This window comes from Mycobacterium sp. TY815 (assembly GCF_030755135.1).
GTDB lineage: Bacteria > Actinomycetota > Actinomycetes > Mycobacteriales > Mycobacteriaceae > Mycobacterium.
Genome location: NZ_JAUFRX010000005.1, coordinates 110,183 through 134,592, shown reverse-complemented (window position 1 = coordinate 134,592; position 24,410 = coordinate 110,183). Strand labels below are relative to the sequence as shown.

Sequence of the window (24,410 nt, the reverse complement as noted above, 5' to 3'; positions counted from 1 at the left end):
ACGCCGTAAGCAGCCTGAAACTGCTGTAGGTGTGCTGTAGAAGTGCTGAAGGGGGCGGCGACCGGCGGTTAGCTGGGCGGCTGGTGCGGGATGGGACCGAGCGCCTTGAGCCTGCCGTCCGGCCCGATCTCGAATTTCACCGTGCCTTTGCCAGTGGGACAGCATTCCTCGTCGCTGCCGTTACGCCACTGGTACTGCACGGTCACGGTGTCGTCGGCCGGCGCCAGCACCGTGATGTAGGGCTTGGGGTTCGGGGTGGGCGAACCCAGCGGGGTGTTGCGGTCGAAGAACAGCAGCTGTTGCGGCGTCGACTCCGAGGCGATGGTCGGGATGATCTGCACCCAGTTCAGCCGGCATTTCCTGGTGTGACCGCGGGCGAACTCCACCCAGGCAGAACCCGGCACCTCGACCGGGACGGCGGCGATGGCCCGGCGCACCGTGTCGGCGGTGGGACTGTCTGACTCCTTGCAGGAGGCCGGCTTCGCCTGCGGCGGCGCCGATGCGTGGTCGTCACACCCTGTGACCGCCATCCCCAGCATGAGCAGGGCAGCACCGAACCGAGAACGCACCTCGCGAGCTTAACGAACGGGGCCCGCAGCTGGACGCGCACTGTGAATGTCCGTCGGGTTTGGTCAAAACCGCAGGTGCAGGGCCTTTCACGGGGCTCGGCGTGGGTAACCTCGGCGAAGATCACCGGTCAACGAAGACCGCGGTCGCCGTGAGGCCGGCGCCGGGCACCACCCCGAATTTCGTGCCGAATTACCGACACCGCACACCACGCCACATCCCGCTGCGAGAAGTCCGTAAAGCCGCTGAAACCTCAGGTGATCCGCACCGAAACATCACTACCGGACGATTTTCCGCAGGTCCGTGTGCGCGAGACGAGAGGTCGGACAACCACCATGCACTCCCCCGACGATGCGGTGCGCACCATGTGCGCCTACTGCGGCGTCGGATGCGGCATGGTGTTGCAGCTCACAACGGATCCCGAAAGCGGCCGCCGTCACATCACCAAAACACTTGGACAAGAAGATCATCCGGCCAACTTCGGGCGGTTGTGCACCAAAGGCGCGACCACCGCTGATTTTCTTGCGGCACCGGGACGAGCCGAGTCGGCATACGCGCGGACCGACCGTGGTCAGCCCTTCGAACCCGTCGACACCGACACCGCGATCATGCGCTCCGCCAAGCGGTTACGGGGCATCATCGACAAGCACGGACCCGACGCCGTTGCCCTGTACGTCTCGGGACAGATGTCACTGGAAGCCCAGTACCTGGCGAACAAGCTGGCCAAGGGTTTTATCGGCACCAACCAGATCGAGTCGAACTCGCGCCTGTGCATGGCCGGCGCCAGTTCGGGCTACAAGCTGTCGCTGGGCGCCGACGGACCGCCCGGGTCCTACCAAGACTTCGACCACGCCGACGTGTTCTTGGTCATCGGCGCCAACATGGCCGACTGTCATCCGATCCTGTTCCTGCGCATGATGGAACGGGTCAAAGCCGGTGCGAAACTGATCGTCGTCGACCCACGCCGCACCGCGACCGCCGCCAAGGCCGATCTGTTCCTGCAGATCGCCCCCGGCTCGGATCTCGCGCTGCTCAACGGCTTACTGCACCTGATCGCGCGCAACGGGCATACCGATCCGGACTTCATCGCCGAATTCACCACCGGCTGGGAGGTGATGCCCAGCTTCCTGGAACAGTTCACCCCGGACCACGTCAGCGACATCACCGGCATTCCCGCCGACGACATCCGCACCGCGGCTCGCTGGATCGGTGAAGCCGCGAATTGGATGAGCTGCTGGACGATGGGCCTCAACCAGAGCACGCACGGCACCTGGAACACCAACGCGATCTGCAACCTGCATCTGGCGACCGGAGCAATCTGCCGGCCCGGCAGCGGCCCGTTCTCGCTCACCGGCCAGCCCAATGCGATGGGCGGACGCGAAATGGGTTACATGGGGCCGGGTTTGCCGGGCCAGCGGGCGGTGACCAGCACCGAAGACCGGGAGTTCACCGAGGACCAGTGGGGCATTGCCCGCGGGTCGTTGCGCACCGACGTCAGCGACGGTGTGATCGACATGTTCACCCGCATGGCCGACGGACAGATCAAGGCGTGCTGGATCATGTGCACCAATCCCGTTGCCACCGTGGCCAACCGGAAGACGGTGCTGGCCGGTCTGGAGCAGGCCGAACTGGTGATCACCCAGGACGCCTATCTGGAGACCGAGACCAACGCATACGCGGATGTGGTGCTGCCGGCCGCACTGTGGACGGAGTCCGACGGAGTGATGGTCAACTCCGAGCGCAACCTGACTCTGTTCCAGAAGGCGGTCGATCCACCGGCTCAGGCGTTGCCCGACTGGCAGATCATCGCCCGGATCGCCTGTGCGATGGGGTTTGCCGACTGGTTCAGCTACAGCTCCAGCGAAGAGGTGTTCGAGGAGATCAAGCGGTTCAGCAACCCCAGAACCGGTTACGACATCCGCGGCATCAGCTACGCACGCTTACGCCAGACACCTGTGCAGTGGCCCTGCCCACCCGACAGCCCCAACGACCGCAACCCGATCCGATACCTCAACGACGGCGTCAGCCAGGCCCTGGTCGTCCGGGAGGACGGGCACGTACCCCGCCTCGCATTCCCGACCCCGCACGGTCGGGCCGTCTTCTTCGCCCGCCCACATCTGTCGCCCGAAGAGATGCCGGACCAGGATTACCCGTTCCTGCTCAACACCGGCCGCCTGCCGCACCAGTGGCACACCATGACAAAGACGGGCAAGGTAGCCAAGCTCAACAAGCTCAATCCCGGCCCGTTCGTGGAGATTCACCCCGAAGATGCGGCCCGCCAACAGATCAGCGACGGGGATCGGGTGGAGATCGCGTCCCGGCGCGGGCGTGCGGTCCTGCCCGCCGTCGTCACCGACCGGGTACGGCCGGGTAACTGCTTCGCGCCGTTTCACTGGAACGACTCGTTCGGCGAATACCTTTCGATCAACGCGGTCACCAATGACGCCGTCGACCCCATCTCGCGCCAGCCGGAATACAAGGCCTGCGCGGTCACTCTGACGAAGGTCGCCGGCCGTGCTCCGGTCGAACCGCAGCGCAGTGGCCGCCCGGAACCCGAACCTGCGCACGTCAGCCTGGCGCAGATCGACGCGATCGCCGAATTCCTGGGCGTGGCAACCGAACCCGCACCGGAGTTCGACCCGCACGGTCGCGCCTACCTGGCGGGGCTGCTGGCCGGGTTGCGGCTCGAGGCCGGGCGGCCGATGACCGGACTGCCCACCTTGCCGGCCAGCGCACCGTTCGATACCCGTACCCGACTGTGGCTGGACGGCGTGATCGCGGGGATATGCTCGCGCACCCCGGTGCCGGCACCGGACGCCGTCCGGGAACCCGAAACCGCCCAGAGCCGGGCACCCGTGGTGCTGCTGTGGGCCTCACAGACCGGCAATGCCGAGGAGCTCGCAAGCGAGCTGGCCGCGCGTCTGACCCACGCCTCACTGCCGGTCGCCGTACATGCGATGGACGATTTCCCGGTCGGCGACCTGCCGCGCGTCAGCGAGTTGCTGCTGGTCACCAGCACCACCGGTGACGGCGATCCCCCTGACAACGGGGCCGGTTTGTGGCAGGCGCTGTCGGACCAGGGCGCACCTGCGCTGGGCGAAACCCGCTATGGCGTGCTGGCCCTCGGCGACTCCAACTACGACGACTTCTGCGGTCATGGGCGCCGGCTCGACGAACGGCTCGCCGCGCTGGGCGCGACCCGCATCACCGACCGTGTCGACTGCGAGCCCGACTACGAGGAGGCCGCGGCGCGCTGGCTCGACAACGTCGTGGCCGCGTTGTCGCAACCGCCGGAATCCGGGAGCCCCGTCACGAAGCCGGCCATCCCCGTGGCCAGCACGAACGCGTACACCAAGACGCGTCCCCTGGTCACCGGTGTGATCCGCAACGTCACCCTGAGCCGGCCCCGCTCGGCCAAAGACGTGCGCCAGCTGGTCTTCGACGTGCCGGAGGCAACGGTGCACTACGAGGCCGGCGACGCGCTCGGCGTGTGGCCGCACAACAACGAGCAGTTCGTCGACGAATGGCTGACCGCCACCGGCCTGGATGGCCGCACCGAGGTGGAGGTCGCCGACCACGGCGCGATGTCGCTGCGCACCGCCCTGACCGACCGGTTCGAGATCGCGCACATCAGCCCCGACCTGCTGCGTTTCGTGCAGCAGCGGACCGGCAACGCCGACGCGGCGGCGCGGCTGAGCGAGTTGATGCGTCCGGAGAACAGGACTGCGCTGGCGGATTGGTCCTGGGGGCGCCAGTCGGTGGACCTGCTCGGGCAGGCGCCGGTGCACGCGTCCGTCGACGAGTGGCTCGCTGTGCTCAAACCGCTTCAGCCGCGGCTCTATTCGATTTCGTCGAGCCCCAAGGTGCACCCCGGTGAGGTCCACCTCACCGTCTCGCCGGTGCGGTACAACTTTCAGGGGGTGCCGCGGCGCGGGGTGTGCTCCACCTATCTGGCCGACCGCTCGCCCAGTGACCGGATCGCGGTCTACGTGCGTACGTCGAAGAACTTCCGGCCCCCCGGTGACCCGCAGACACCCATGATCATGATCGGACCCGGCACCGGGATCGCCCCGTTCCGCGGATTCCTTCAGGAGCGGCGTGCGCTGGGCCACACCGGACCCAACTGGCTGTTCTTCGGCGAGCAGCACGCCGCCACCGACTTCTACTACCGCGACGAGATCCAGGCGATGCACGCCGACGGGTTGCTCACCGAACTCGACCTGGCATTTTCCCGCGACCAGCAGGACAAGGTGTACGTGCAGCACCTGATGCGCAAGCGCGGCGCCGAACTGTGGGCGTGGCTGCAGGACGGCGCTCAGCTATACGTCTGCGGCAGTGCCGACCCGATGGCGAAGGACGTTGAACAGGCACTCTGCGATATCGCGGCCCAGCACGGCAAACTCGATGCGGACGCCGCCAAGGCCTTCGTGCAGACACTGCGTACCGACAAGCGCTACCACCGCGATGTGTACTGAGCCCGGAAGCTGGGTAACCCCGTAATTTGACGGAAACGTCACACGCCTTCAGCTGAAACATGGGCGTCGCACCATTCACCCAAGAGAACGTGCACTCGAGGGAGGGTCGTACGCGTGGCTCGGGAGTCTGATGGTCCATCAGGGACCGGCATGCACACTGTCTGTCCCCGGCACTGCCGGGCCCGCCAGGGTTCCAACACACCCGCTGAACAGGTCGACTGGGCCGGGTTGCCGGTCAACCTGGACTTTGCGTTCTCCCAGAAGCAGCGCGACAAGGTCTACGCCCAGCACCTGAAGTTCGAACGCGCCGGGCGATTCCGCCGCCGGGCCCAGGACGTATGCATCTGCGACATGACGGATCACCCCGACCTCAACCAAGACACGCGCAAATCCGCCTCCGGCTGGTAACCCCCGGTTTCTCCTTCAGCGCTAACGTGACGTGACGCACCCTAGTCACGGATGGAGCTGGAGATGAGCGATGCCTGCGTGCCCCGGTTCCCGGAGGCACTCTCGACACCGAGCCTTAACCGCGGTGTCGGCTTCACCCACGAACAGCGGCGCCGACTCGGGCTGACCGGCAGACTCCCCTCCGCGGTGCTCACCCTAGACCAGCAGGCGGATCGGGTGTGGCACCAATTACAAAGCATGGCAACAGATTTGGGTCGTAATCTACTGCTCGAACAGCTGCACTACCGGCATGAGCTGCTGTACTACAAAGTCCTCACCGATCACCTGCCCGAACTGATGCCGGTGGTGTACACGCCCACGGTCGGCGAGGCGATTCAGCGCTTCTCCGACGAGTATCGCGGTCAGCGCGGACTGTTCCTGAGCATCGACGCTCCCGACGAGATCGCCGAGGCCTTCGCGACGCTCGGGCAGGGCCCCGACGACATCGACCTGATCGTGTGCACCGATGCCGAGGCGATCCTGGGCATCGGCGACTGGGGAGTAGGCGGCATCCAGATCACCGTCGGCAAGCTGGCGCTCTACACCGCCGGTGGTGGCATCGATCCGCGGCGCTGCCTGGCGGTGTCGCTGGACGTCGGCACCGATAACGAGCAACTGCTGCAGGACCCGTTCTACCTGGGCAACCGGCACGCCCGTCGGCGCGGAGACCAGTACGACGACTTCATCAGGCGCTACATCGAGACGGCGCACCGGCTGTACCCGCATGCGATCCTGCACTTCGAGGACTTCGGTCCCGCCAACGCACGCAAGATCCTGCAGACCTACGGCGACGACTACCTGGTGTTCAACGACGACATGCAGGGAACCGGCGCGGTGGTGTTGGCCGCGGTCTACGGCGGATGCCGGGAAGCCGGCGTGCCGCTGCGTGATCAGCGCATCGTCGTCTTCGGCGCCGGCACCGCGGGGCTCGGCGTCGCCGACCAGATCCGCGACGCGATGATCGCCGACGGCGCCGCCCCCGAGCAGGCCACCGCACAGATCTGGCCGATCGACCGCCAGGGTCTGCTGTTCGACGACATGGACGATCTGCGCGACTTCCAGGTCCCCTATGCCAAGAACCGCGAGCAGCTCGGCGTGGCCGCAGACCAGCACGTCGGACTCCTCGACGCGATCAAGCTCGCCGCGCCGACCGTGCTGCTCGGCTGCTCCGCGGTACATGGTGCATTCACCCGTGAAGCCGTGCAGGAGATGGCGGCTCACTGCGAGCGGCCGATGATCTTCCCGCTGTCCAACCCGACGTCGCGGATGGAGGCGATGCCGGCCGACCTGGTGCAGTGGACGGACGGGCGGGCGCTGGTGGCCACCGGCAGCCCGATTGGGCCGGTCGTCCACGAGGGAACGACCTACACCATCGGCCAGGCCAACAACGTGCTGGTGTTCCCCGGCATCGGCCTGGGCATCATCGTCGCCGGCGCGCGGCGGGTCACCCAATCGATGCTCCATGCCTCAGCCAAAGCCGTGGCGCAACAAGCCAACCCGGCTGCGGCCGGCGACTCGCTGCTACCTGACGTGCAGAATCTGCGCGACATCTCGGCGCTGGTGGCCGAGGCCGTGTACCACGCCGCGGTCGACGACGGTGTCGCCACCAGAACCTACGACGACGTGCGGCAGGCTGTGCTCGACCGGATGTGGTCGCCGGTCTACGACTAGCGTCTCGGCGCGGCCGGCTGCCCGTACAGGGCCACCACCACGGTGCGGTCCAGGCTGTTGGCGGACCAGACACCCATCGCGGTATTCGCGCAATCCCGCATGATGGCCAGGTAATCGGGGTTGTTGTACCACTGGTTCATCAGCTCGAAGCTGCTGATCGAGAGCGCCGGGTTGACGGCGACCGTTTCCGTCACGCGTCCCCGGAAGCCGGCGGCATTGGCCCGGTCCTGTGGCGTGGAGCCGTCGGATCCGATGTCATCGTTGATGTTCCGGTTGGCCATCATGTCGTCGGCGTGCCACTGTGCGGCCAGATAGAGCGAGTTGTTCATCACGACGTCGTTGGTGCAGCCGGCCTGATGCTGAATGGTGTAGACACCGGAGACGACGGCGTCGTTGAGTCGCTTGTTATCGGCGTTCGCCGACGGGATCGCCAATACTGCTGCCGCAGTGACGGATACGGCGACCAAAAACCCGCTTCTGCTCATACCGGGTCGAAATGCGAGACCAGCCATCGGCCGTCGACCTTCTCCAATGTCACCCGGATGACCGGTTGGGTATCGGTGGGTGCGCCGCCGTCACCGATGGTGACCGTCTGATCGACGAACAACAGCACGACGGCATGCTCAGCGGTAGCCGAAACCGACGCAGCGGCATTGACTTTCGCCACGGCCGAGATGCGCTTCTCCTTCGCGCCCGGAATGACGACCTGACGCGTCAGCGCGGTGTAGGCGTCCTTGAAATCTCCGGTCAGCCGATCGCGGGCGGCGGTGAGCTGCTTCTCGGCGGTATCCGGGTTGTAGGACAGCATGGCGACCGCGTCTTCGCTGGCCACCCGCATCGACTCGGTGCGGGCACGCGCGACGTCGGTTCCCGACACGGCTACCCACTTGAAGTAGCCGGCCGTCAGCGCCAGCAATAGCGCCAGTGCGGGTAGCAGGCCGTAAGCGACAACGCGCGACCACGCGATCTTCCTGCCCCCGGCCGCGTCGTCGGGCTCGTCATCAGTGATCGGCTCGTCGGCGGATTCGTCGCGGTCCTTGACGTCTTCGAGCTCCTCGATGTCCTGGGGTTGCTGCTGCGTGGTCTCGTCTTCGTCTGTCCGGCCGGGGGTTTCGGTGACGGTGTCCTCAGTCCTTTCGCTCAGTGTCGTCATGGCACGAACACCACGTTGGACATCTTGGCCTCGTCGCCGACGGCCTTCACCTCGATCTTCATCCGCCACTCCCGGGGCGCCTCCTCTCCCCCGGCGGTGCGCGACTTCACCGCCACCGCGACCAGCACCTGCGCCGAGTCGCCGTGCTGGGATTCCAGACCGGCGTCGGTCACCGTTCCCTCGGAGATCGACTGCGCCGCTTTGACAAGCTCCACGAAGGGCTTTGACCGGTGCTCGAAATCGTCGCGGAACGCTCCGGTGGCCATATCGAGGATCCGTTGCACGTCCGAGTCGATCTCGGTGTAGCTGATCGACGTGAGGTTCACCGCGCCCTGGCGCGCGGTCTGTACGAACAGATCGCGCTGCGCCTGGGCCTCACGTTCCTGGTAGGCGCGGTAGCCCAGCCAGCCCGTCAGTCCGGCCAGTGCGGCCACGACGACCGCGCTGGCGATCAGCGCGCGGGTGGGCTGAGCGAGGTGACTGCGCAGCCGGAACCGCCGGCGGGCCTCGTCGGCCCGGTTCTCTTCGTCGGGCGGGGATTCCTCGTCGGCCCCGGACTCATCGCGGGTCTGAATGTCCTCGCCGCCTTGCGATTCCGGGTCGGTTTGTGATTCCGGGTCGGTTTGTGATTCCGGGTCGGTTTGTGACGGGTCGGTATCCACCTCGTCGACGGCGTCGGTGTCAGGCTCGTCGGCCATGTTGCTCCTTACTCACGACGGCGGCACCAGCAGTGACTGCCAGTTCTTGGCACGGGGGTGCGCCAGATCGGCCTCGGTGTAGCGGTGCCCGTCCGGCCCGATGTACTCACCGGAGGACGGGTCGTAGGTTGCCACCGCCACGGGCTGCGGTGGCGGCGGTGGTGGTGGCGCCGGCGCGGTACCGCGCGGTGGTGGTAGCCGCGGGTCCTGTCCCGGTGGGTATTGCGGCACACCCTGGCCGGTGGTGGTGGCGTTGGGATCGCCCTTCCAGTTGTAGCCGTCATTGAGCGGCACGTACTCCTCGTCGCTTTCGCACATCTCGACGGTGGGGGCACGTTTCCAGGGTTTGGTCTCGCACGGAATATTGCGTGCGCCACGGACATTGAGTTCGGAGTCCTGCGGCAACCGGCAATACAGTTCGGCCGCCGGCCGATCGGGAGCATCAACGCTGGCCGGCGAGCGGCGCTGAGTCGGCGGCAGGAAGCCCGTGGTGCAGGGCGGCGGGAGGTTCATGTTCAGATTGAAGTCGAGATAGAAGCCGGTGTAGTCCTGTTTGGTCCCGACGTTGGGCACCAGAGACCCCGCCATGACGGCGATACCCTGCGGCAGCAGCACCAGGATCTGCTCGATGTCGTGGCGGTACACGTAGGCGATGTCGCCGAGGCTGACCAGGTTGGCGAACAACACCGGTACCGCCGGAGCTATCCGGTCCAGCGTGGCGCGGCCTTCTTCCAGACCGGAACTGCCCTGCGTCAACAGATCTCGCAGCGCGGCATCCTGCGCCTGGAACTGCGCGGTGATGGCCGCGGCCCGCTGCGCCCAGGTCGCGATCGCATCCGAGGTCTGCACCTGTGAGTTCAGCACGGGCGGGGCCTGATCGATCAGCGTGGCCAGCGGTTCCACGGTGCGTCCGCCGGCAATGGCCAATGCCGTTGAGCCGTCGACGATTCGAGACAGTTCCGGCCCGAGGCCACCGACCGCCCGGTTGGCCTCATCCGTCACCGTGCGCAGGTTGTCCCGCGGAATGGCCTGCAACGCCCGGTTGGTCATATCCAGCAGGCGTCCGATGTCGACGGGGACATCGACCTGGCCGGCCGGTATGACATCTCCGGAACGCAGCAGGCGGGGACGGCTTCCCGGCTTCGGCGTGAGTTCGATGAACTGCTCCCCGACCGCCGAGCGGCTGTGCACCGACGCCTGCACGTCCGCGGGCACCTCGACCCCGGACCGCATGGCGAGCACCGCACGCACTCCGGTGGCGGTGACATCGACCGACCTGACCTGTCCCACGTCGGTGCCACGGTAGGTCACGACCGAGTTCTCGTAGAGCCCGCCGGACTGCGGCAGGTCGACGGTGACGGTGTACTCGCCGATGCCGAACAGCGTCTCGGGCAGCTTCATGTAGTTGAAAGCCATTGCGCCACAGGAGACGATCGTGACGAGGGACAGCACGGCCAGCTGGATCCAGGTCTTGCGGTTCAGGCGCAGCATCAGTATCCCCCGTCGTGGTAGGGGAAGGTGAGCGGATTGCCCCCGGTCGCGGGGCTGGGCTGCATGCCGATGGTGCGTCCCCACTGCATCTCGAGTTGGGTGAGGTTGCCCTCCCACCGCGAACCGGTGAAGATCCCGGTGTCGATGCGGCTCAACGTCAGATCGACGATCATCGTCAGGTTCGCATAGTCGCCGCGAAACCAGTTGGTGACCGTCGAGGTGGGCCACGGGTAGGTCGCCAGGCCGTCCAGACCCTTGGTCAGCGCGGGCCCGGCATCGGCCAGCCGGCGCAGCACCGGAGCGATCTGGCGCAGGTTGTTCACCAGCGATTCCTTGCTCTGGCGCACGGTATCCGCCGCGAGGGCGCTGAACTTGCCGAGTTGGTCGATCGCGTCCGCGATCTGGCCGCGTTCTCTGGCCAACACCGCCAAGGCTTTCGGCACCGTGGTCAACGCCCGGTCGACGGCCGGGTCCTTGGCAGCGAACTGACCAACGAGCGAGTTGAGATTCTCCGACGCCGCGATGATGTCGTCGGTCTGCTTGTTCGTGCCGGCGATGAACTCGTCAATCTGGTGCAGCAGGCTTCGCATGTCGTTCTCGCGACCGGCGAAAGCCTTGGCGATCGACTGGGTGATCTCCTGCAGCTGGGCCAGGCCCCCGCCGTTCAGCAGCACCGAGACCGAGGCCAGCGTCTGCTCGGTGGTGGGGTACATGCTGGCATGCGACAGCGGGATGACCGAACCGTTCTTCAGTTGCCCCACCGGCGGTTCGTCTTTCGGCGGCGCCAGTTCGATGTGCATAGAACCGAGCAGGCTGGTCTGCCCGATCTTGGCCGTGGCGTTGGCCGGCAGCCGGATGTCGCCGTTGATCCGCATGGTGACCAGCGCGTGCCAATCCTGCACTTCGATCTTCGTGACGTTGCCGACGTTCACGTCATCGACCCGGACCCGGGTGTTCTCCTGGATGTTCACCACATCGGGCAGTTCCGCCTGGATCGTGTAGGCGCCTGGGCCTCCGCCCGAGGTACCCGGCAGCTTCAGGGAATTCAGGCCGTGCCAATCGCATCCCGGAAGCACCGCAAGGCACGCCACGGTGATCGACGCCAGCACGCCGCGCCTCATGAACCGGCGCCTTGCGGAACCATCAGGCCCTGCAGGCCCAGGCTCGGATCGGGAACGGTCGGAGCCTGTGTCGGCTGCTCAGCCGGCAGCGGCTCCGGCGGCGCCGGGGCCTGATAGTCGGGCCGGAGCCGGTCGTCACTGTAGGTGATCTCGTTGGGGCGGGCCTGCGGGCCGACGAACGGGTTCAGCCCGGCGGGTACGTAGTTGTAGATCCGGTTCTTGATGATCGGCTCGACGTACTGCAGGCACAGCTTGGACACCCGGTCCAGACCCTGGCGTGACGCGGCCTCGATGGAACTGCAGATCCATTGCGGGATGTCGGCGAAATTGTTGAGCGCGATGATGCCGGTCATCGCGCCCTGCGCCGGCTGGTAGATGTTGGTGAAGTTCTGGAACACCGTCGGCACCACGTGCAGGATCTGCTTGATGTCGGCGCGACTGTCGTTGAGCGCGGTCGTGATCGAACTGAACCGGTCAAAGGTGACGCCGATCGACTCCCGGTTCTCCGCCAGAAAACCACGCAGGTCGGCCAGCGCGCCATCGAGACCTGCCACCGCGTTGGCGACCTCGTTGGGCGAATTGGACAGCACGGTCGTCACACTGGCCAGGTTCCGGTTGAACGACGCCAACAGGTCACTGCTCGAATACAGCGCGGAGACCAGCAGTTGCAGGTTGCGCACCGTGCTGAAGATGTCGTCGGCGTGATCGCCGAGCGCCGAGATCGCGGCCGACAGCTTGATGATGGTGTCGCGGGCGGTATCGCCCTCGCCGCGCAGGTTGTCGGCTGTCGAGTTGACCAGCTCACCAATCGAATTGACTCCGCCCGGGGTGCTGGGCTGCAGCGATTCGGTCAGTTTCTCCAACTGCCTGCGGAAGTCGTCCCATTCGACCGGCACCGCGGTTCGGTTCAACGGAATAGACGCTCCCGCAGCCAGTTTGGGTCCACCGGAGTAGGCCGGCACGAGTTGAATCGCCCGCGAGGTCACCAGCGACGGCGACAGGATCGCGGCGCGGGCGTCGGCCGGGATCGGATACTGCTTGTCGACGGAGAAGATGACCTTCGAACTGGCCGGCTGCGGTTCGATCCGGTCCACCGTGCCGACACCGACGCCGAGGATGCGGATCTCGTCACCGACGAACAGGCCGTTGGCGTTGGCGAAATAGGCCGAGTACGTGTTCTTCTCGACCTCCTTCCACACATTTCGGCCCACCAGGAGGGAGGAGACGATGAGGGTGACGGCCAGGCTTGCGGCGGTCACCTTGCGCAGAATGCTGCGGTTGATGTTCACCGGCCCCCCGTTTCCGCCGGCTCAGGGGGCGGGCCCGGGGCGGGACCGGGCGACGGTGGTTGCGACCACAGCGGCACCGGCGCGGCCTCCGGCGGCACCGGTGGACTCCCGGTGGGCGGGTCCACCGACTCGGACGGCAGGCCCTGGTTGGGGTCCAGGTAGCGGTCATACATCCGGGAGTCGAGGATGGGCCCACTGAGCTGACCCGGAATCAGGTTGGCGACATAGGCTTTGAAGAACGGTCCGGAACCCAGTACTTCACCGAAGGACATCGCGTACCGCTTGAATTTCGGCAGGGTCTGCTGCAGGTCTTCCTTGCGGTTGTCGAGTATCTCGAGCACGCCGTTGAGCTTGTCGAGTGCCGGTTTGAGTTGAGTCCGATTGTCGGCGACCAGACCCGAGATCTGATGCGACACCGCGGTGAGGTTGTTCATCAGCGCGTCTATCGAATCGCGTTCCTGCAGCAGGGCGACCAGCAGCGCATTCGAATTAGACACCAGGGTGGCGATCTGCTGGCTGCGGCGGCCGAGGACGCCCGAGACGCTGTTGGCATTGGCCAGCAGGCTGCGCAACTGCGCGTCCCGATTGTTCAGGGTGTCGGAGAACCGGGCCACCCCCTCCAGCGCCGGACGCAGATTCGCCGGCGTCTCCTTGAAGGTGTCGGCCAAAGTGGTCAGCGCCGAAGACAATTGGGTGGTGTTCAAGCCGCTTATCTGGGTAGTGAGGTCGCCCAGCGCATCAGGCAGGTCGTACGGCGAGGTGGTGCGTTCCAGCGGGATGGTCTCTGCAAGCCGCTTGTCGCCGCGTGGCGTCAGCTCCAGCATCTTGGATCCGAGAATCGTCTCGGTCTTGATCGCCGCCTCGGTGCGGTCACCCAGCTCGACGCCTTTGCGGACGGTGAAACCGACTCGGACTCTGGTGCCGTCCAGGCGGACGTCGGAGACCCTCCCGACGCCCACCCCCGAAACCCGCACCTGGTTGCCGGGTTTGATGCCGCCGGCCTCGGAGAAGTAGGCGGCGTAGTTGTTGTAGCCGTTGACGAACGGCAGTTTGTCGTACTGGAAGGCGACGATCACCACGCAGGTCAACAGCACGGTGCCCATCACGCCCAGCCACAGCGAGCTGCGGCCCTTTCCCGATGCGCTTTTCGAGCGGCTCATTTCGGCGTGCACCGCCCGGAGGGCTGGTTCAGCAACTTGACGTAGATCGGGTTGCCTCCCTTGCCATTGAGCTTGAGCAGGACTTCGCAGAAGTAGAAGCCGAAGTAGTCGCCGTTGAGCCCCTGCCGGGACAGCACCTGGTAGACGTCGGGAAGGCTCTTGAGCAGGCCGTCCACGTAGGGGCCGTCGGCGAGGATCTGGCCGGAGGTGCGGTCGGTCTCGTGCACGACGTTCGTGATCGGCTCGCGTGCCTGCACCATCAGGTCGGCGATCGACCCGGCGGCGGCGTTGACATAGGCCAGGCCGGTGGAGATGTCAGTCTTCCGTTGTGCCAGACCGTCGACGAATTCGGCGAGTTTGTCCAGCCCGGTGGAGAATTCGCGGTCCCGCGTGGCGAAGGTGTGCAGGACGGTGTTCAGGTTGGTGATCAACTCGGTGATCAACTCGCTGCGTCCGGCCAGCGTGGAGGTGAGTGTCGCTGTCTGCGCCAAAACCGAGGACAAGGTGCCGCCCTGTCCCTGGAAGATACGCAGCAACTGCCCGGACAGCGCGTTGACCTGATCGGGATCCAACGCACGGAACAACGGCCGGAAACCGCCGATCAGCGCGTCGACGTCCAGGGCCGGCGCGGTGCGCGCCAGCGGAATCGTCCCACCCGCAGCCAGGCGACGCGGCGGTCCCGCGCCCTGTTCGAGCGCGAGATACCGGTCGCCGATCAGGTTTTCGTAGCGGACCACGGCCCGGGTGCCCTCGGTGAGTCGCACGCCCTTGTCGATCGCGAAGTCGACAGTCACGGTGCCGTCGCGATGCAGGTCGATGTCGCCGACCTTGCCCACCTCTGCGCCGGCGATGCGCACGAAATTGCCGGACTTCAATCCGGAGATGTTGGTGAAGACCGCGTGATAGCCGGTGCGGTCCTCGAACCGTAGCTGTCCGAATACGGCGATCAAGGCAAACGTGAACACCAGGCACACGACCGTGAACAGCGCGACCCGGGCCCAGATCTTGAAGGTGCCCGGCCTTCCTTCTGCACTCATGGCGGCGGCTGCCCTCCGCGGTAGAAGTAGCGCGGCGGCTCGGGAGGATTCTTGGTGGTCGGGAAGTAGTTGGACCACCAGGGGTTACCGACGGCGAGGTTGGTACGGATCTCATTCGGGGCGGCGCCCCACCCGGTATCGGTGACCAGCGCGCGCACCGGGTAGTTGGCGCTCGGGTCGGGCAGCGAACCGCAGCTGGGCTTTCCGCCGGGACCTCCGGTGGCGTTCACCTTCGGCAGGTGTTTGGGGTAGCGGTACGGGTCGTCACCGAACAGCAGGCCGGCGTCCATGATGAACGAGTAACCGTTGCCGCCCAATGTGTGCCGGCCACCGTGCTCGACGTACCACTGCGCGCCCTGGAACAGGCAGGTGTAGGTCGGCGAGTACATGTCCAGCAGCCGTGTGGTCGGGTCGAGCAGGTTGATCGCCTGCACGATGTTGCTTTCGTTGCGACCGATGACGCCGATGCCGGTCTGGCTGAAGCCGATGGCCGACATCAGCAGCGCGTCCAGTGACTGCTGGTTCTCGGTGATCGTGGTGCTGGTGGTCGCCGCGGAATCGAGGATCGACAGAATATCTTGTGCCGCAGCGGAATACACTGCGGCGGTCTTGCCGAACAGTTTCCAGTCGGTGTGGATGGTGTCCAGCCGCGGGTTGACGGCCAGCAGCAGGTTGTTGGCGTCGGTGATCGCCTGCCCGATCCGATCACCCTTACCGCGCACCGACTGCGCGAACGCCGACAGAATCGCGTTCAGCTTGGCGGGGTCGATGGCGGTCACCAGCGACTGCAGGTTCTCGAAAACCGTGTTCACCTCGACGGTCACGTTGCGGGAGTGCAAGACCGCACCGGGCTTCAGCGCAACCGGGCTCGGATGCTCCGGCACGATCAGGTCGACGTACTTCGACCCGAACGCGGTGGTCGATCTGATCTCGGCCTCGACATTGCTCGGCAGGAATTTGAAGGGATCGGGCTGCATCTTCAGTTGCAGCTGAGCGGATTTCACGTCGGTGCCGATCGTGGCGACCTGGCCGATCTGCACTCCGCGCAACTTGACCTTGGCGCCCTGTTCCATCACCAGCCCCGCCCGGTCCGAGACCAGAGTGAGTGGGATGCTCTGCTGGAATTTGCCGGAGAATGCGCCGGTGGTGAAGGCGATGAGGCCCAGGACGACGATGAACAGAATCGGCGCGAACCAGATCGGATCGATCCTGCTGGTCCTGACCCTGTTCGGGCGCAGCGCGCCGCGAAGGTTGTCGTTACTCATAGCGTCAGCCCGACAGGTTGAAGTTGCCGTGCTGCCCGTAGACGGACAGCGAAATCATCAGGCAGACAATGGCGGTGACGATCATCGATGACCGCACCGAGCGACCGACCGCCTCACCCACGCCGGCCGGGCCACCCGACGCGGTGAACCCGTAGTAGGTGTGCACGACCATCACCCCGGTGGCCATCGTCAGCGCCGACAGGAACGACCACAACAGATCGTTCGGGTGCAGGAACGTGGCGAAGTAGTGCTCGTAGACGCCGCGGGACTGGCCGTACACGGAGATCGTCAGGAATTTCGCGGCGATGAACGACATGAGCACGGCGACCGCATAGAGCGGAATCACCACCAGGACACCGGCGATGATGCGCGTCGACGCCAGGTAGGTAATGGCGCGAATGCCCATCACTTCCAGCGCGTCGATCTCTTCGTTGATTCGCATAGCGCCCAGTTGCGCGGTAGCGCCGGCACCGATGGTGGCCGCCAGCGCGAGGCCGGCCGTGCAGGGTGCGATCATCCGCACGTTCAGGAATGCCGAAAGGAAACCGGTCAGCGCTTCGACGCCGATGTTGGAGAGTGTGTCGTAACCCTGCACCGCGACCAGGGCGCCGGTGGTCAACGTCAAAAAGCCGATGATGCCGACGGTTCCGCCTATCACCGCCAATGCGCCGGTGCCCATACCCATTTCAGCGATCAGGCGCAGGAGTTCGCCCGGATAGCGGCGTACCGCCTCACCGATGTTGAGCAGGGCACGTCCGTAGAAGGCGGTCTGCTCGCCCAACCTGCGGGTCGAATCGGTCAGCCGGGGTCCCAGCGTTGACCACCATGACGGTTCGTCGACGAGTGCGGTCGTCTGCCGGCGCTGGCCGCCGTTGACCGGCGGGCGTGACTCCCACTTCTGGGGCCGTGCCCCCATGGCACCGCTGCGCTCGGCACCGTCGATCGTGGCGCTCATCTGGCGGTCACCTTCACACCGAGCGCCGTGGTCAGAATGTTGATGAAGAACAACGCCATGAACGAGAACACCACCGTCTCGTTGACGGCGCTCCCCACGCCCGCGGGCCCGCCGCCGACCGAGAGGCCTTTGTAGCAGGCGATCAGGCCCGCGGAAATTCCGAACAACGTCGCCTTGATCAACGAGATCACCACCTGAGGCAGCCCGGTGAGCAGCGTCATACCGGCGACGAACGCCCCCGGTGTGACGTGCTGGACGAAGACGACGAAGACATAGCTGCCGGCCAGACCGGTGACCGCGACCACCGAATACAGCAGCACCGCAACGAAGGTGGCGGCGATGACGCGTGGAACCACCAGTGCCTGAATCGGGTTGACGCCGATCACCTTCATCGCGTCGATTTCCTCGCGGATGGTGCGCGCACCCAGGTCGGCACACATCGCCGTGGACCCAGCCCCTGAGACGACCATCGCCGTGACCACCGGCCCCACCTGCGTCACCGACGCAAGCCCCGCCCCGGCACCCGAAAGATCGCCGGCACCGATTTCGACGAGCAGGATGTTCAGCACGAACACGATGAGCACCGTGTAGGGAATCGACAGCATGATGGTCGGGAAAATGGAAACGCGCGCGACGAACCAAATCTGCTCGAGAATCTCGCGCCAAGCCCACGGCCGTCGCACCATGACCACGAACGTTTCGGCGCAGAGCTTGAAGAAATCACCCAGCGCGGTCATCGGCTTTGCGATGACCGATGTCGATGTCGTCACGTTCTGCACCCCCCCGGGTAAATCCACAGCTGCATCAGGCTCATGGCGATCCCGTTACACCGGAATTACGAATAAAATCGCAATGCCTCGTAATCCCCTGCCCCACAACAGCTTTACCGCATTCGAAGCCGGGGCCACGCCGCGCCGCCTGAATGCAGATAGAAACACGACGCCAGCTTACGAACACCGCGAATCGGTTCCCAGCTTTGGAATCAGCCGGAAAACAACTGTGGGGGCGCGTGCGAATCAGCCTACGTTCGCGCCGCCTTCGGCAATGCGGCGCACCGCGCGCAGAAACACGTCGATCTCCGCAAAGGTGTTGTAGAACGCGAATGAAGGGCGAACGGTCGCTTCCAGACCATAGCGTCGCAAGATCGGTTGCGCACAGTGATGCCCGGCCCGCACCGCAATGCCCTCGGCATTGAGCGCCTTGCCGACCTCGAGCGGCTCGTGCCCGGCCAGCACGAAAGACAGCACGCTGGCCTTCTCATCCGCCGTACCCACCAGTCGCACCCCGGGGATGTCCGCCAGCCGCGGCGTCGCGTACTCCAGCAAGGCGTGCTCATAGGCCGCGATGCGCTCGATACCCACCTTTTCGACGTAGCGCAGCGCCTCGCCCAGCCCCACAGCATCGGCGATGTTGCCGGTGCCGGCCTCGAACTTGTTGGGCAGTCCCTGATACAGCGAACGTTCCAGCGTGACGTCGGCGATCATGTTGCCCCCGCCCTGCCATGGCGGCGTCTCGGCCAGCGCCTCTTCACTGCCGTACAGCACACCGATGCCGGTGGGGCCGTAGATCTTGTGTCCGGAGAACACGAAGAAGTCGACACCGAGCCCGGCGACGTCGATCGGCAGGTGCGGAATCGACTGTGCGCCATCGATGAGGACCCGCGCGCCGTAGCGGTGACCCAGCTGCACGATCTTCTCGACCGGGGTCACGGTGCCCAAAGCGTTCGAAACCTGAGTGGCGGCAACGAGTTTGGTCCTCGGACCGAGCAGGTCCTCGAACTCCGACAGCAACAGGTTGCCGGCCTCGTCCACCGGGGCGACCTTCAGGACCGCACCGGTCTGCTGCGAAATCAACTGCCAGGGAACGATGTTCGCGTGGTGCTCCAAGTGGGTGATGACAATCTCGTCACCAAGTTTCAGGTGCTTGCCGCCCCAGGCGTAGGCCACCAGGTTGATCGCCTCAGTGGTGCCCCGCACGAAGATGTTCTGTTCGGACTTCGCCGCCCCGATATACCGCCGGACTGTGTCGCGGGCTTCCTCGTAGGCGTCCGTGGCCCGCGCCGCCAGCTCGTGTGCGGCGCGGTGAATGTTGGAGTTCTCGTGGGTATAGAAATACGCCAGCCGATCGATCACCGCTTGCGGCTTCTGGGTGGTGGCGGCGTTGTCGAACCAGATCAGCGGCTTTCCGTTGACCGTCTCCTTCAGGATCGGGAAGTCGGCCCGAATCGCGTTGACATCGAACACCTCATGGTCGTCGGGCACCCGCGGCACCGGCTCCGATAACAGGAAGTGGTAGTTGGCCTCATCGCCGGTCCGTTCCACGGTGGGCGCATCAGACCAGCCCAGATCGGCGACCGACGGAGCCTCCCCCGGCCACCCCGGCGCCGACCCCCGCGGCGCCACCGGCGTGGTGGGCGGCGCGCCGGCCAGCACCCCGGGAATCGTCGGCACGATCCCCGATGCCGGCACCGCGAAGACGCTGAAATCGGCGGGCAGGAACGGATCTGCCACCGACGCGCCAGCTTGCGCCGCCGCGGGCGCGGCGGTGGTGTCCGGGACGTTCCCGCGCGGTGCCACCGGCACCGTCTCCGGCGGCACGGCCTCCGGACCGGGGGACGACGGTGCGGGGAGATAAATATCGGAGACGCCGATGAAGGGAACCGGGTTCGGCAGCGGATCGGACGTCCCGAAGGCCGCCGCGCCCGCGGACGTCGCGGCTGTGGTGTCCGGTACGTTCCCGCGGGGCGCCACCGGCACCGCCTGCGGCGGGCTGTCCGGGCCCGGCCGGATGCTCGCCGCGTAGAGCTGACTGGCCAGCGCCGCGAGTTCTGCCGCGCTGACTGGCAAGTCGCTCTCGGCGTCTAGCGAACGGTGCTCACTTGTACTCATGGAACTGGTCCACCGCGACGTCGTCGAGCACAGCGAGAGCATCGTCGGTGAGCACGGCCAGAGATGTGTAGAGCGTGACCAGGTAGGTCGCGATCGCCGACTTGTTGATACCGGTGAAGCGCACCGACAGGCCGGGCGCCTGCTCTCCGACCAGGCCCGGCTGGAACAGGCCCACCACGCCCTGGCGCTCCTCCCCGGTGCGCACCAGGATGATCTTCGTCTTGCCGTCTTCTACCGGCACCTTGTCGGACGGGATGATCGGGATGCCCCGCCAGGTGATGAACTGCGCGCCGAACAGGCTGACGACCACCGGGGGAACGCCGCGGTAGGTGGCCTCGCGGCCGAACGCCGCCACACCGAGGGGGTGGGTCAGGAAGAAGCTCGGCGTCTTCCAGACCTTGGTGATCAGCGCGTCGAGGTCATCGGGCGTGGGCGCGCCGCCCAGCGTCTGGATGGTCTGCTCGGGCGCCGCCTGCGCCAACAGCCCGTATTCGGGATTGTTCACCAGTTCGGACTCTTGACGCTCTTTGATGGTCTCGATGGTCAGCCGCAACTGCTGGGCGATCTGGTCGTGCGGGCTGGAGTACAGGTCGGACACCCGGGTATGGACGTCCAGCAAGGTGGAGATGGTGCGCAGGGTGTACTCACGCGGGCTGGTCTCGTAGTCGACGTAGGTCTCGGGCAGCGGCTCGTCGATGCTGGCCCCGGCTTCGGCTTTGACCGCGACCTGCTCGGGATTGATCACGCGGTTCACGCGGTAGATACCGGCCTCCACCGGCACCCAACTCAGCAGGTGCAACAGCCAGCGCGGCGTAATCGTGGAAAGCTGCGGGACGGTCTTGGTGGCGTTGGCGAGCTGGCGGGCCGCCAGGTCACCGAGCGCCTGCGACTCGTTCTGCGACCCTTGAGCTGATGAGGTCATCATCGTCCTTTCCCTGCATGGGCGAACCTGCGACGGGTACCGGGCGAAGCCATCATGCCCCACCGGTTGCGAAAGTGCCCGCCGAGCCTACGCAGGCGATTGCGCACCCGCCAAGAATTAAAAACGGGGCTGAGCAGAACCGTCACATTTCACCGATGCCTTATAGTGGACGGCATGCAACAGGCCGTCCAGCTGCGCTTTGACTCCACGCGCTGTTCCGCCGTGAACTGTTGTTGTTGTTGTTCCTGTTGATTCCTGACGAATTCTGACCGTCCAGTAATCACCGCGCCCCCCATTTTCGGGTGTCGTTGCGCGCTATCTGCCTCCAGGAAGAGCAACCGTCCATGACCGTTTTATCCATACCCAGCCGTACTTCGGCGCCGGTGGCGACCCGCCAGCGCGTGCGGGTGCGGCCGGCCACCGAACCGCCCCGCATGACCCGGTACCGCGGCGGTACCTATTCCCACACGGTCGACAAAGTGGTGTTCACCGACGGCACCTCCGCCCGTACCGACCTCATCAGGCTCAATCCCAACCTGCAGGCGTACTCGCTGGATTTCGCCGGCATCGCGCCGCACCACCCGTCGCCCTACCGGGTGGGCACCTGGGCGGCACTGCCGCATCTGAGCACCCGCGGGTGCGAAGCCGAGGTGGAATGGATCCTGCGGCACTCCTTCCCGATGCGGTCGACGGTGGAGCTCAGCCGGCGACTTCGGCAGGCCGGCTATCCGCTGGGGTCATCGAACATCGCCGAGCACGAAGCCATCGCAGGCACCCAGGCCGCGATCTGGCACTTCACCAATGGCCTGGACCTGGACACCCGCCCCCTGCATGCTCCTGTCGCGGTGCACCGCGGACCCGGCGTACTCACCTTCGAATTCGACGGGCAACCACAACTCGGGGGCTACTCGCTGTGGTCGTCCTCGGACGCGCACGTCAGCGTCCGGCTGCAGAAGTCCTCCGACGGCGTCACCTGGCACGACGTGTCGGGCTCGCACCTCGCCATCGACGCCGGCAAGGGCCGCTACCAGCGCACGCTGGGCGTGGGGAGCACCGTGTCCAGCAGCAGCCACGGCCGCGGAGCCCGCGGCTACCGGTACTACCGACTCATCAGCGCCGAGAACGCACCCGCCATCGATGACGTCGACTTCTGGCTGACCGGCACCGGGCATTACCGCAACGCCGACCGGATCGTGCACCTTTACAACTACCTGCTGGCCGGCGCGTACACCTCCCAGCGCACCTCCAGAGATGCCCTTCTGCACGGCGCGGCGGTGGCCGACTCCGAGCTCGTCGGGCCTTTTCAGGTCCGCGTTCCGCTGACGCTCGGACCGGTCGCGGGCCCTCAGGTGGTCGATGCCGACGGAGGCACGATTACGGGCGCGATCAAGCCGGGCACCGACTTCTACTTACGTTTCACTCCGGGCAGCCCGGGAATAACCCTGACGGCAACCACGTCCCACCTTCTGAGTGGACGAGTCGTGACCGGGGTGGCATTAGCGGGGCCATCCCACCGCCTGACACCGGTTGCTCTCACCACCCCTACGCACGTGACAATTGAGTTCGACATCACCTGGGATGCCGACCAGCCCTGCCCCGACGTCGTTGGAGAATGTGGATGACCATCGCGGAGAACATCACTCAACTGATCGGCAACACGCCGCTGGTCCGGCTGCGCCGGGTCACCGATGGCGCGGTGGCCGACGTGGTCGCCAAGCTCGAATCGTTCAATCCCGGCGGCAGTGTGAAGGACCGCATCGGGGTAGCGATGATCGACGCCGCCGAGAAGGCCGGCCTGATCAAGCCGGACACCATCATCGTCGAACCCACCAGCGGGAACACCGGCATCGCGCTGGCCATGGTGGCTGCCGCACGCGGCTACAAGTGCGTGCTGACCATGCCGGAAACGATGAGCACCGAGCGGCGGATTCTGCTGCGCGCCTACGGCGCCGAACTGGTGCTGACCCCCGGACCCGAAGGCATGGCGGGTGCCATCGCAAAGGCCGAGGAACTGGCCAAGAGCGACGAGCGCTACTTCATGCCGCAGCAGTTCGAGAACCCGGCCAACCCGGCCGTCCACGCGGTGACCACCGCCGAAGAAATCTGGAAGGACACCGACGGCAAGATCGACATCTTCGTGTCGGGGGTCGGAACGGGCGGCACCATCACCGGGGTCGCGCAAACCATCAAGGAACGCAAGCCCTCGGTGCAGTTCGTCGCCGTGGAACCTGCGGCCTCGCCGGTACTGTCCGGCGGCCAGAAGGGACCACACCCCATCCAGGGCATCGGTGCCGGGTTCATTCCGCCGGTGCTGGACTTGGGTCTGGTCGACGAGGTCGTCACCGTCGAGAACGAAGAGGCGCTGGCCCTGGCCCGGAGGCTGGCCGCCGAGGAGGGATTGCTGGTCGGCATCTCGTCAGGAGCTGCCGTGGCGGCCGCTCTGGAAGTGGCCCGGCGGCCCGAGAACGCCGGAAAGCTCGTCGTGGTCATCCTGCCCTCGTCCGGTGAGCGCTATCTGAGCACCGTGCTGTTCTCCGATCTGAGCGACTAGCCATGCTGGATGCCATACGGCGCGACATCCGAGTGGCCCGGGAGCGGGATCCGGCCGAACCCACGGCGTGGGAGGTGATCCTCACCTACCCGGGCGTGCACGCGGTCTGGGGACACCGGATCAGCCACTGGTTGTGGCGGCGCGGCGCCCGGCTGGCCGCCCGGGCGCTGGGCGAGCTCACCCGGATCCTGACCGGCGTCGACATCCACCCGGGAGCCAAGATCGGGCCTGGGTTGTTCATCGACCACGCCACCGGCGTGGTGATCGGGGAAACCGCCGAAGTCGGCGAAGACGTCACTATCTTCCACGGCGTCACCCTCGGGGGCACCGGCCGAGACCGAGGCAAACGGCACCCCACCATCGGGGACCGGGTCACCATCGGCGCGGGCGCCAAGGTGCTGGGCGCGATCAAGATCGGCGACGACAGCCGGATCGGCGCCAACTCCGTTGTGGTCAAGGAGGTGCCGGCCAGCGCGGTGGTGGTCGGTGTTCCCGGGCAGATCGTCAGCCGTCCCGGACCGGCCAGCGAGGACGAGTCAAAGCTGCCTGACCTGGTCGGTGTCAGCCTGAAATCGCTGCTCACCCGGGTGGCCCGGCTGGAGGGCAGCCAGTCCGACACGCCGAACGGTGTGCGGCCGAGCGCCCCCACCGATCGGGTCATTCGGCCGCCCGAAGCGGGCGTCTGGTACGGCGAGGACTTCTCCATCTAGTCCGTCTAGG

20 protein-coding genes are annotated in these 24,410 nt (G+C 66.0%); 6 read left to right on the top strand and 14 right to left on the bottom strand.

Annotated features, from left to right (window positions below; all coding sequences use genetic code 11):
* Positions 1–68: 68 nt before the first annotated feature.
* Positions 69–539: an LppP/LprE family lipoprotein gene (locus QXK92_RS32190; RefSeq protein ID WP_306248708.1), complete on the bottom strand. Its 471-nt coding sequence runs from the start codon at positions 537–539 to the stop codon at positions 69–71.
* Positions 540–902: 363 nt separating this feature from the next.
* Here QXK92_RS32190 and QXK92_RS32185 point away from each other — a divergent pair, with 363 nt between their 5' ends.
* The 3 genes from QXK92_RS32185 (at position 903) to QXK92_RS32175 (ending at position 7,160) form a co-directional block, all read left to right on the top strand.
* On the top strand, positions 903–5,042 hold the full coding sequence (locus tag QXK92_RS32185) for a bifunctional nitrate reductase/sulfite reductase flavoprotein subunit alpha (protein ID WP_306248581.1): 4,140 nt from the start codon (positions 903–905) through the stop codon (positions 5,040–5,042).
* A gap of 150 nt (positions 5,043–5,192) precedes the next feature.
* Entirely contained in the window at positions 5,193–5,450 is a 258-nt protein-coding gene (locus QXK92_RS32180; RefSeq protein WP_306248579.1) for a hypothetical protein, read from the top strand.
* A 63-nt stretch (positions 5,451–5,513) separates the two neighbouring features.
* Positions 5,514–7,160: an NAD-dependent malic enzyme gene (locus tag QXK92_RS32175; protein ID WP_306248576.1), complete on the top strand. Its 1,647-nt coding sequence runs from the start codon at positions 5,514–5,516 to the stop codon at positions 7,158–7,160.
* Here QXK92_RS32175 and QXK92_RS32170 read toward each other — a convergent pair.
* The 13 genes from QXK92_RS32170 to QXK92_RS32110 form a co-directional block, all read right to left on the bottom strand.
* Entirely contained in the window at positions 7,157–7,645 is a 489-nt protein-coding gene (locus QXK92_RS32170; RefSeq protein WP_306248574.1) for a CAP domain-containing protein, read from the bottom strand. The genes QXK92_RS32175 and QXK92_RS32170 overlap by 4 nt on opposite strands.
* A complete protein-coding gene (locus tag QXK92_RS32165; protein ID WP_306248572.1) occupies positions 7,642–8,313 on the bottom strand; it encodes a hypothetical protein in 672 nt (223 codons plus the stop codon). Before QXK92_RS32165 ends, QXK92_RS32170 begins: the two co-directional genes overlap by 4 nt.
* On the bottom strand, positions 8,310–9,011 hold the full coding sequence (locus tag QXK92_RS32160) for an Mce protein (RefSeq protein ID WP_306248570.1): 702 nt from the start codon (positions 9,009–9,011) through the stop codon (positions 8,310–8,312). Before QXK92_RS32160 ends, QXK92_RS32165 begins: the two co-directional genes overlap by 4 nt.
* Positions 9,012–9,023: 12 nt before the next feature.
* The gene (locus tag QXK92_RS32155) at positions 9,024–10,502 is read right to left on the bottom strand and encodes an MCE family protein (protein ID WP_306248568.1); all 1,479 of its coding nucleotides are present in this window, start codon (positions 10,500–10,502) and stop codon (positions 9,024–9,026) included.
* Positions 10,502–11,623, bottom strand: a complete 1,122-nt coding sequence (locus tag QXK92_RS32150; RefSeq protein WP_306248566.1) for an MCE family protein — start codon at positions 11,621–11,623, stop codon at positions 10,502–10,504. The genes QXK92_RS32155 and QXK92_RS32150 overlap by 1 nt, the downstream gene beginning before the upstream one ends.
* Positions 11,620–12,912, bottom strand: coding sequence for an MCE family protein (locus QXK92_RS32145; RefSeq protein WP_306248564.1), 1,293 nt, complete (start codon positions 12,910–12,912; stop codon positions 11,620–11,622). The genes QXK92_RS32150 and QXK92_RS32145 overlap by 4 nt, the downstream gene beginning before the upstream one ends.
* Positions 12,909–14,072 (bottom strand): virulence factor Mce family protein, encoded by a 1,164-nt coding sequence (locus QXK92_RS32140; protein WP_306248562.1) that lies wholly within the window; start codon positions 14,070–14,072, stop codon positions 12,909–12,911. The genes QXK92_RS32145 and QXK92_RS32140 overlap by 4 nt, the downstream gene beginning before the upstream one ends.
* Entirely contained in the window at positions 14,069–15,109 is a 1,041-nt protein-coding gene (locus QXK92_RS32135) for an MCE family protein (protein ID WP_306248560.1), read from the bottom strand. Before QXK92_RS32135 ends, QXK92_RS32140 begins: the two co-directional genes overlap by 4 nt.
* Positions 15,106–16,374 (bottom strand): MCE family protein, encoded by a 1,269-nt coding sequence (locus QXK92_RS32130; RefSeq protein ID WP_306248558.1) that lies wholly within the window; start codon positions 16,372–16,374, stop codon positions 15,106–15,108. Before QXK92_RS32130 ends, QXK92_RS32135 begins: the two co-directional genes overlap by 4 nt.
* Positions 16,375–16,378: 4 nt before the next feature.
* A complete protein-coding gene (locus QXK92_RS32125) occupies positions 16,379–17,329 on the bottom strand; it encodes an ABC transporter permease (RefSeq protein WP_306248556.1) in 951 nt (316 codons plus the stop codon).
* Positions 17,326–18,066: an ABC transporter permease gene (locus tag QXK92_RS32120; RefSeq protein ID WP_306248706.1), complete on the bottom strand. Its 741-nt coding sequence runs from the start codon at positions 18,064–18,066 to the stop codon at positions 17,326–17,328. Before QXK92_RS32120 ends, QXK92_RS32125 begins: the two co-directional genes overlap by 4 nt.
* Positions 18,067–18,345: 279 nt before the next feature.
* Complete coding sequence (locus QXK92_RS32115) at positions 18,346–20,217, bottom strand: family 2A encapsulin nanocompartment cargo protein cysteine desulfurase (RefSeq protein ID WP_306248554.1); 1,872 nt, start codon at positions 20,215–20,217, stop codon at positions 18,346–18,348.
* Positions 20,204–21,139, bottom strand: coding sequence for a family 2A encapsulin nanocompartment shell protein (locus tag QXK92_RS32110; RefSeq protein WP_306248704.1), 936 nt, complete (start codon positions 21,137–21,139; stop codon positions 20,204–20,206). Before QXK92_RS32110 ends, QXK92_RS32115 begins: the two co-directional genes overlap by 14 nt.
* Positions 21,140–21,483: 344 nt before the next feature.
* Here QXK92_RS32110 and QXK92_RS32105 point away from each other — a divergent pair, with 344 nt between their 5' ends.
* Genes QXK92_RS32105 through cysE form a run of 3 tightly spaced genes read left to right on the top strand, consistent with a single transcriptional unit; the run spans position 21,484 to position 24,400 of the window.
* Complete coding sequence (locus tag QXK92_RS32105; protein ID WP_306248552.1) at positions 21,484–22,761, top strand: thioester domain-containing protein; 1,278 nt, start codon at positions 21,484–21,486, stop codon at positions 22,759–22,761.
* The gene (gene cysK / locus QXK92_RS32100) at positions 22,758–23,690 is read left to right on the top strand and encodes a cysteine synthase A (protein ID WP_306248551.1); all 933 of its coding nucleotides are present in this window, start codon (positions 22,758–22,760) and stop codon (positions 23,688–23,690) included. Before QXK92_RS32105 ends, cysK begins: the two co-directional genes overlap by 4 nt.
* Positions 23,691–23,692: 2 nt before the next feature.
* Positions 23,693–24,400 (top strand): serine O-acetyltransferase, encoded by a 708-nt coding sequence (gene cysE / locus QXK92_RS32095; RefSeq protein ID WP_306248549.1) that lies wholly within the window; start codon positions 23,693–23,695, stop codon positions 24,398–24,400.
* Positions 24,401–24,410 lie beyond the last annotated feature (10 nt).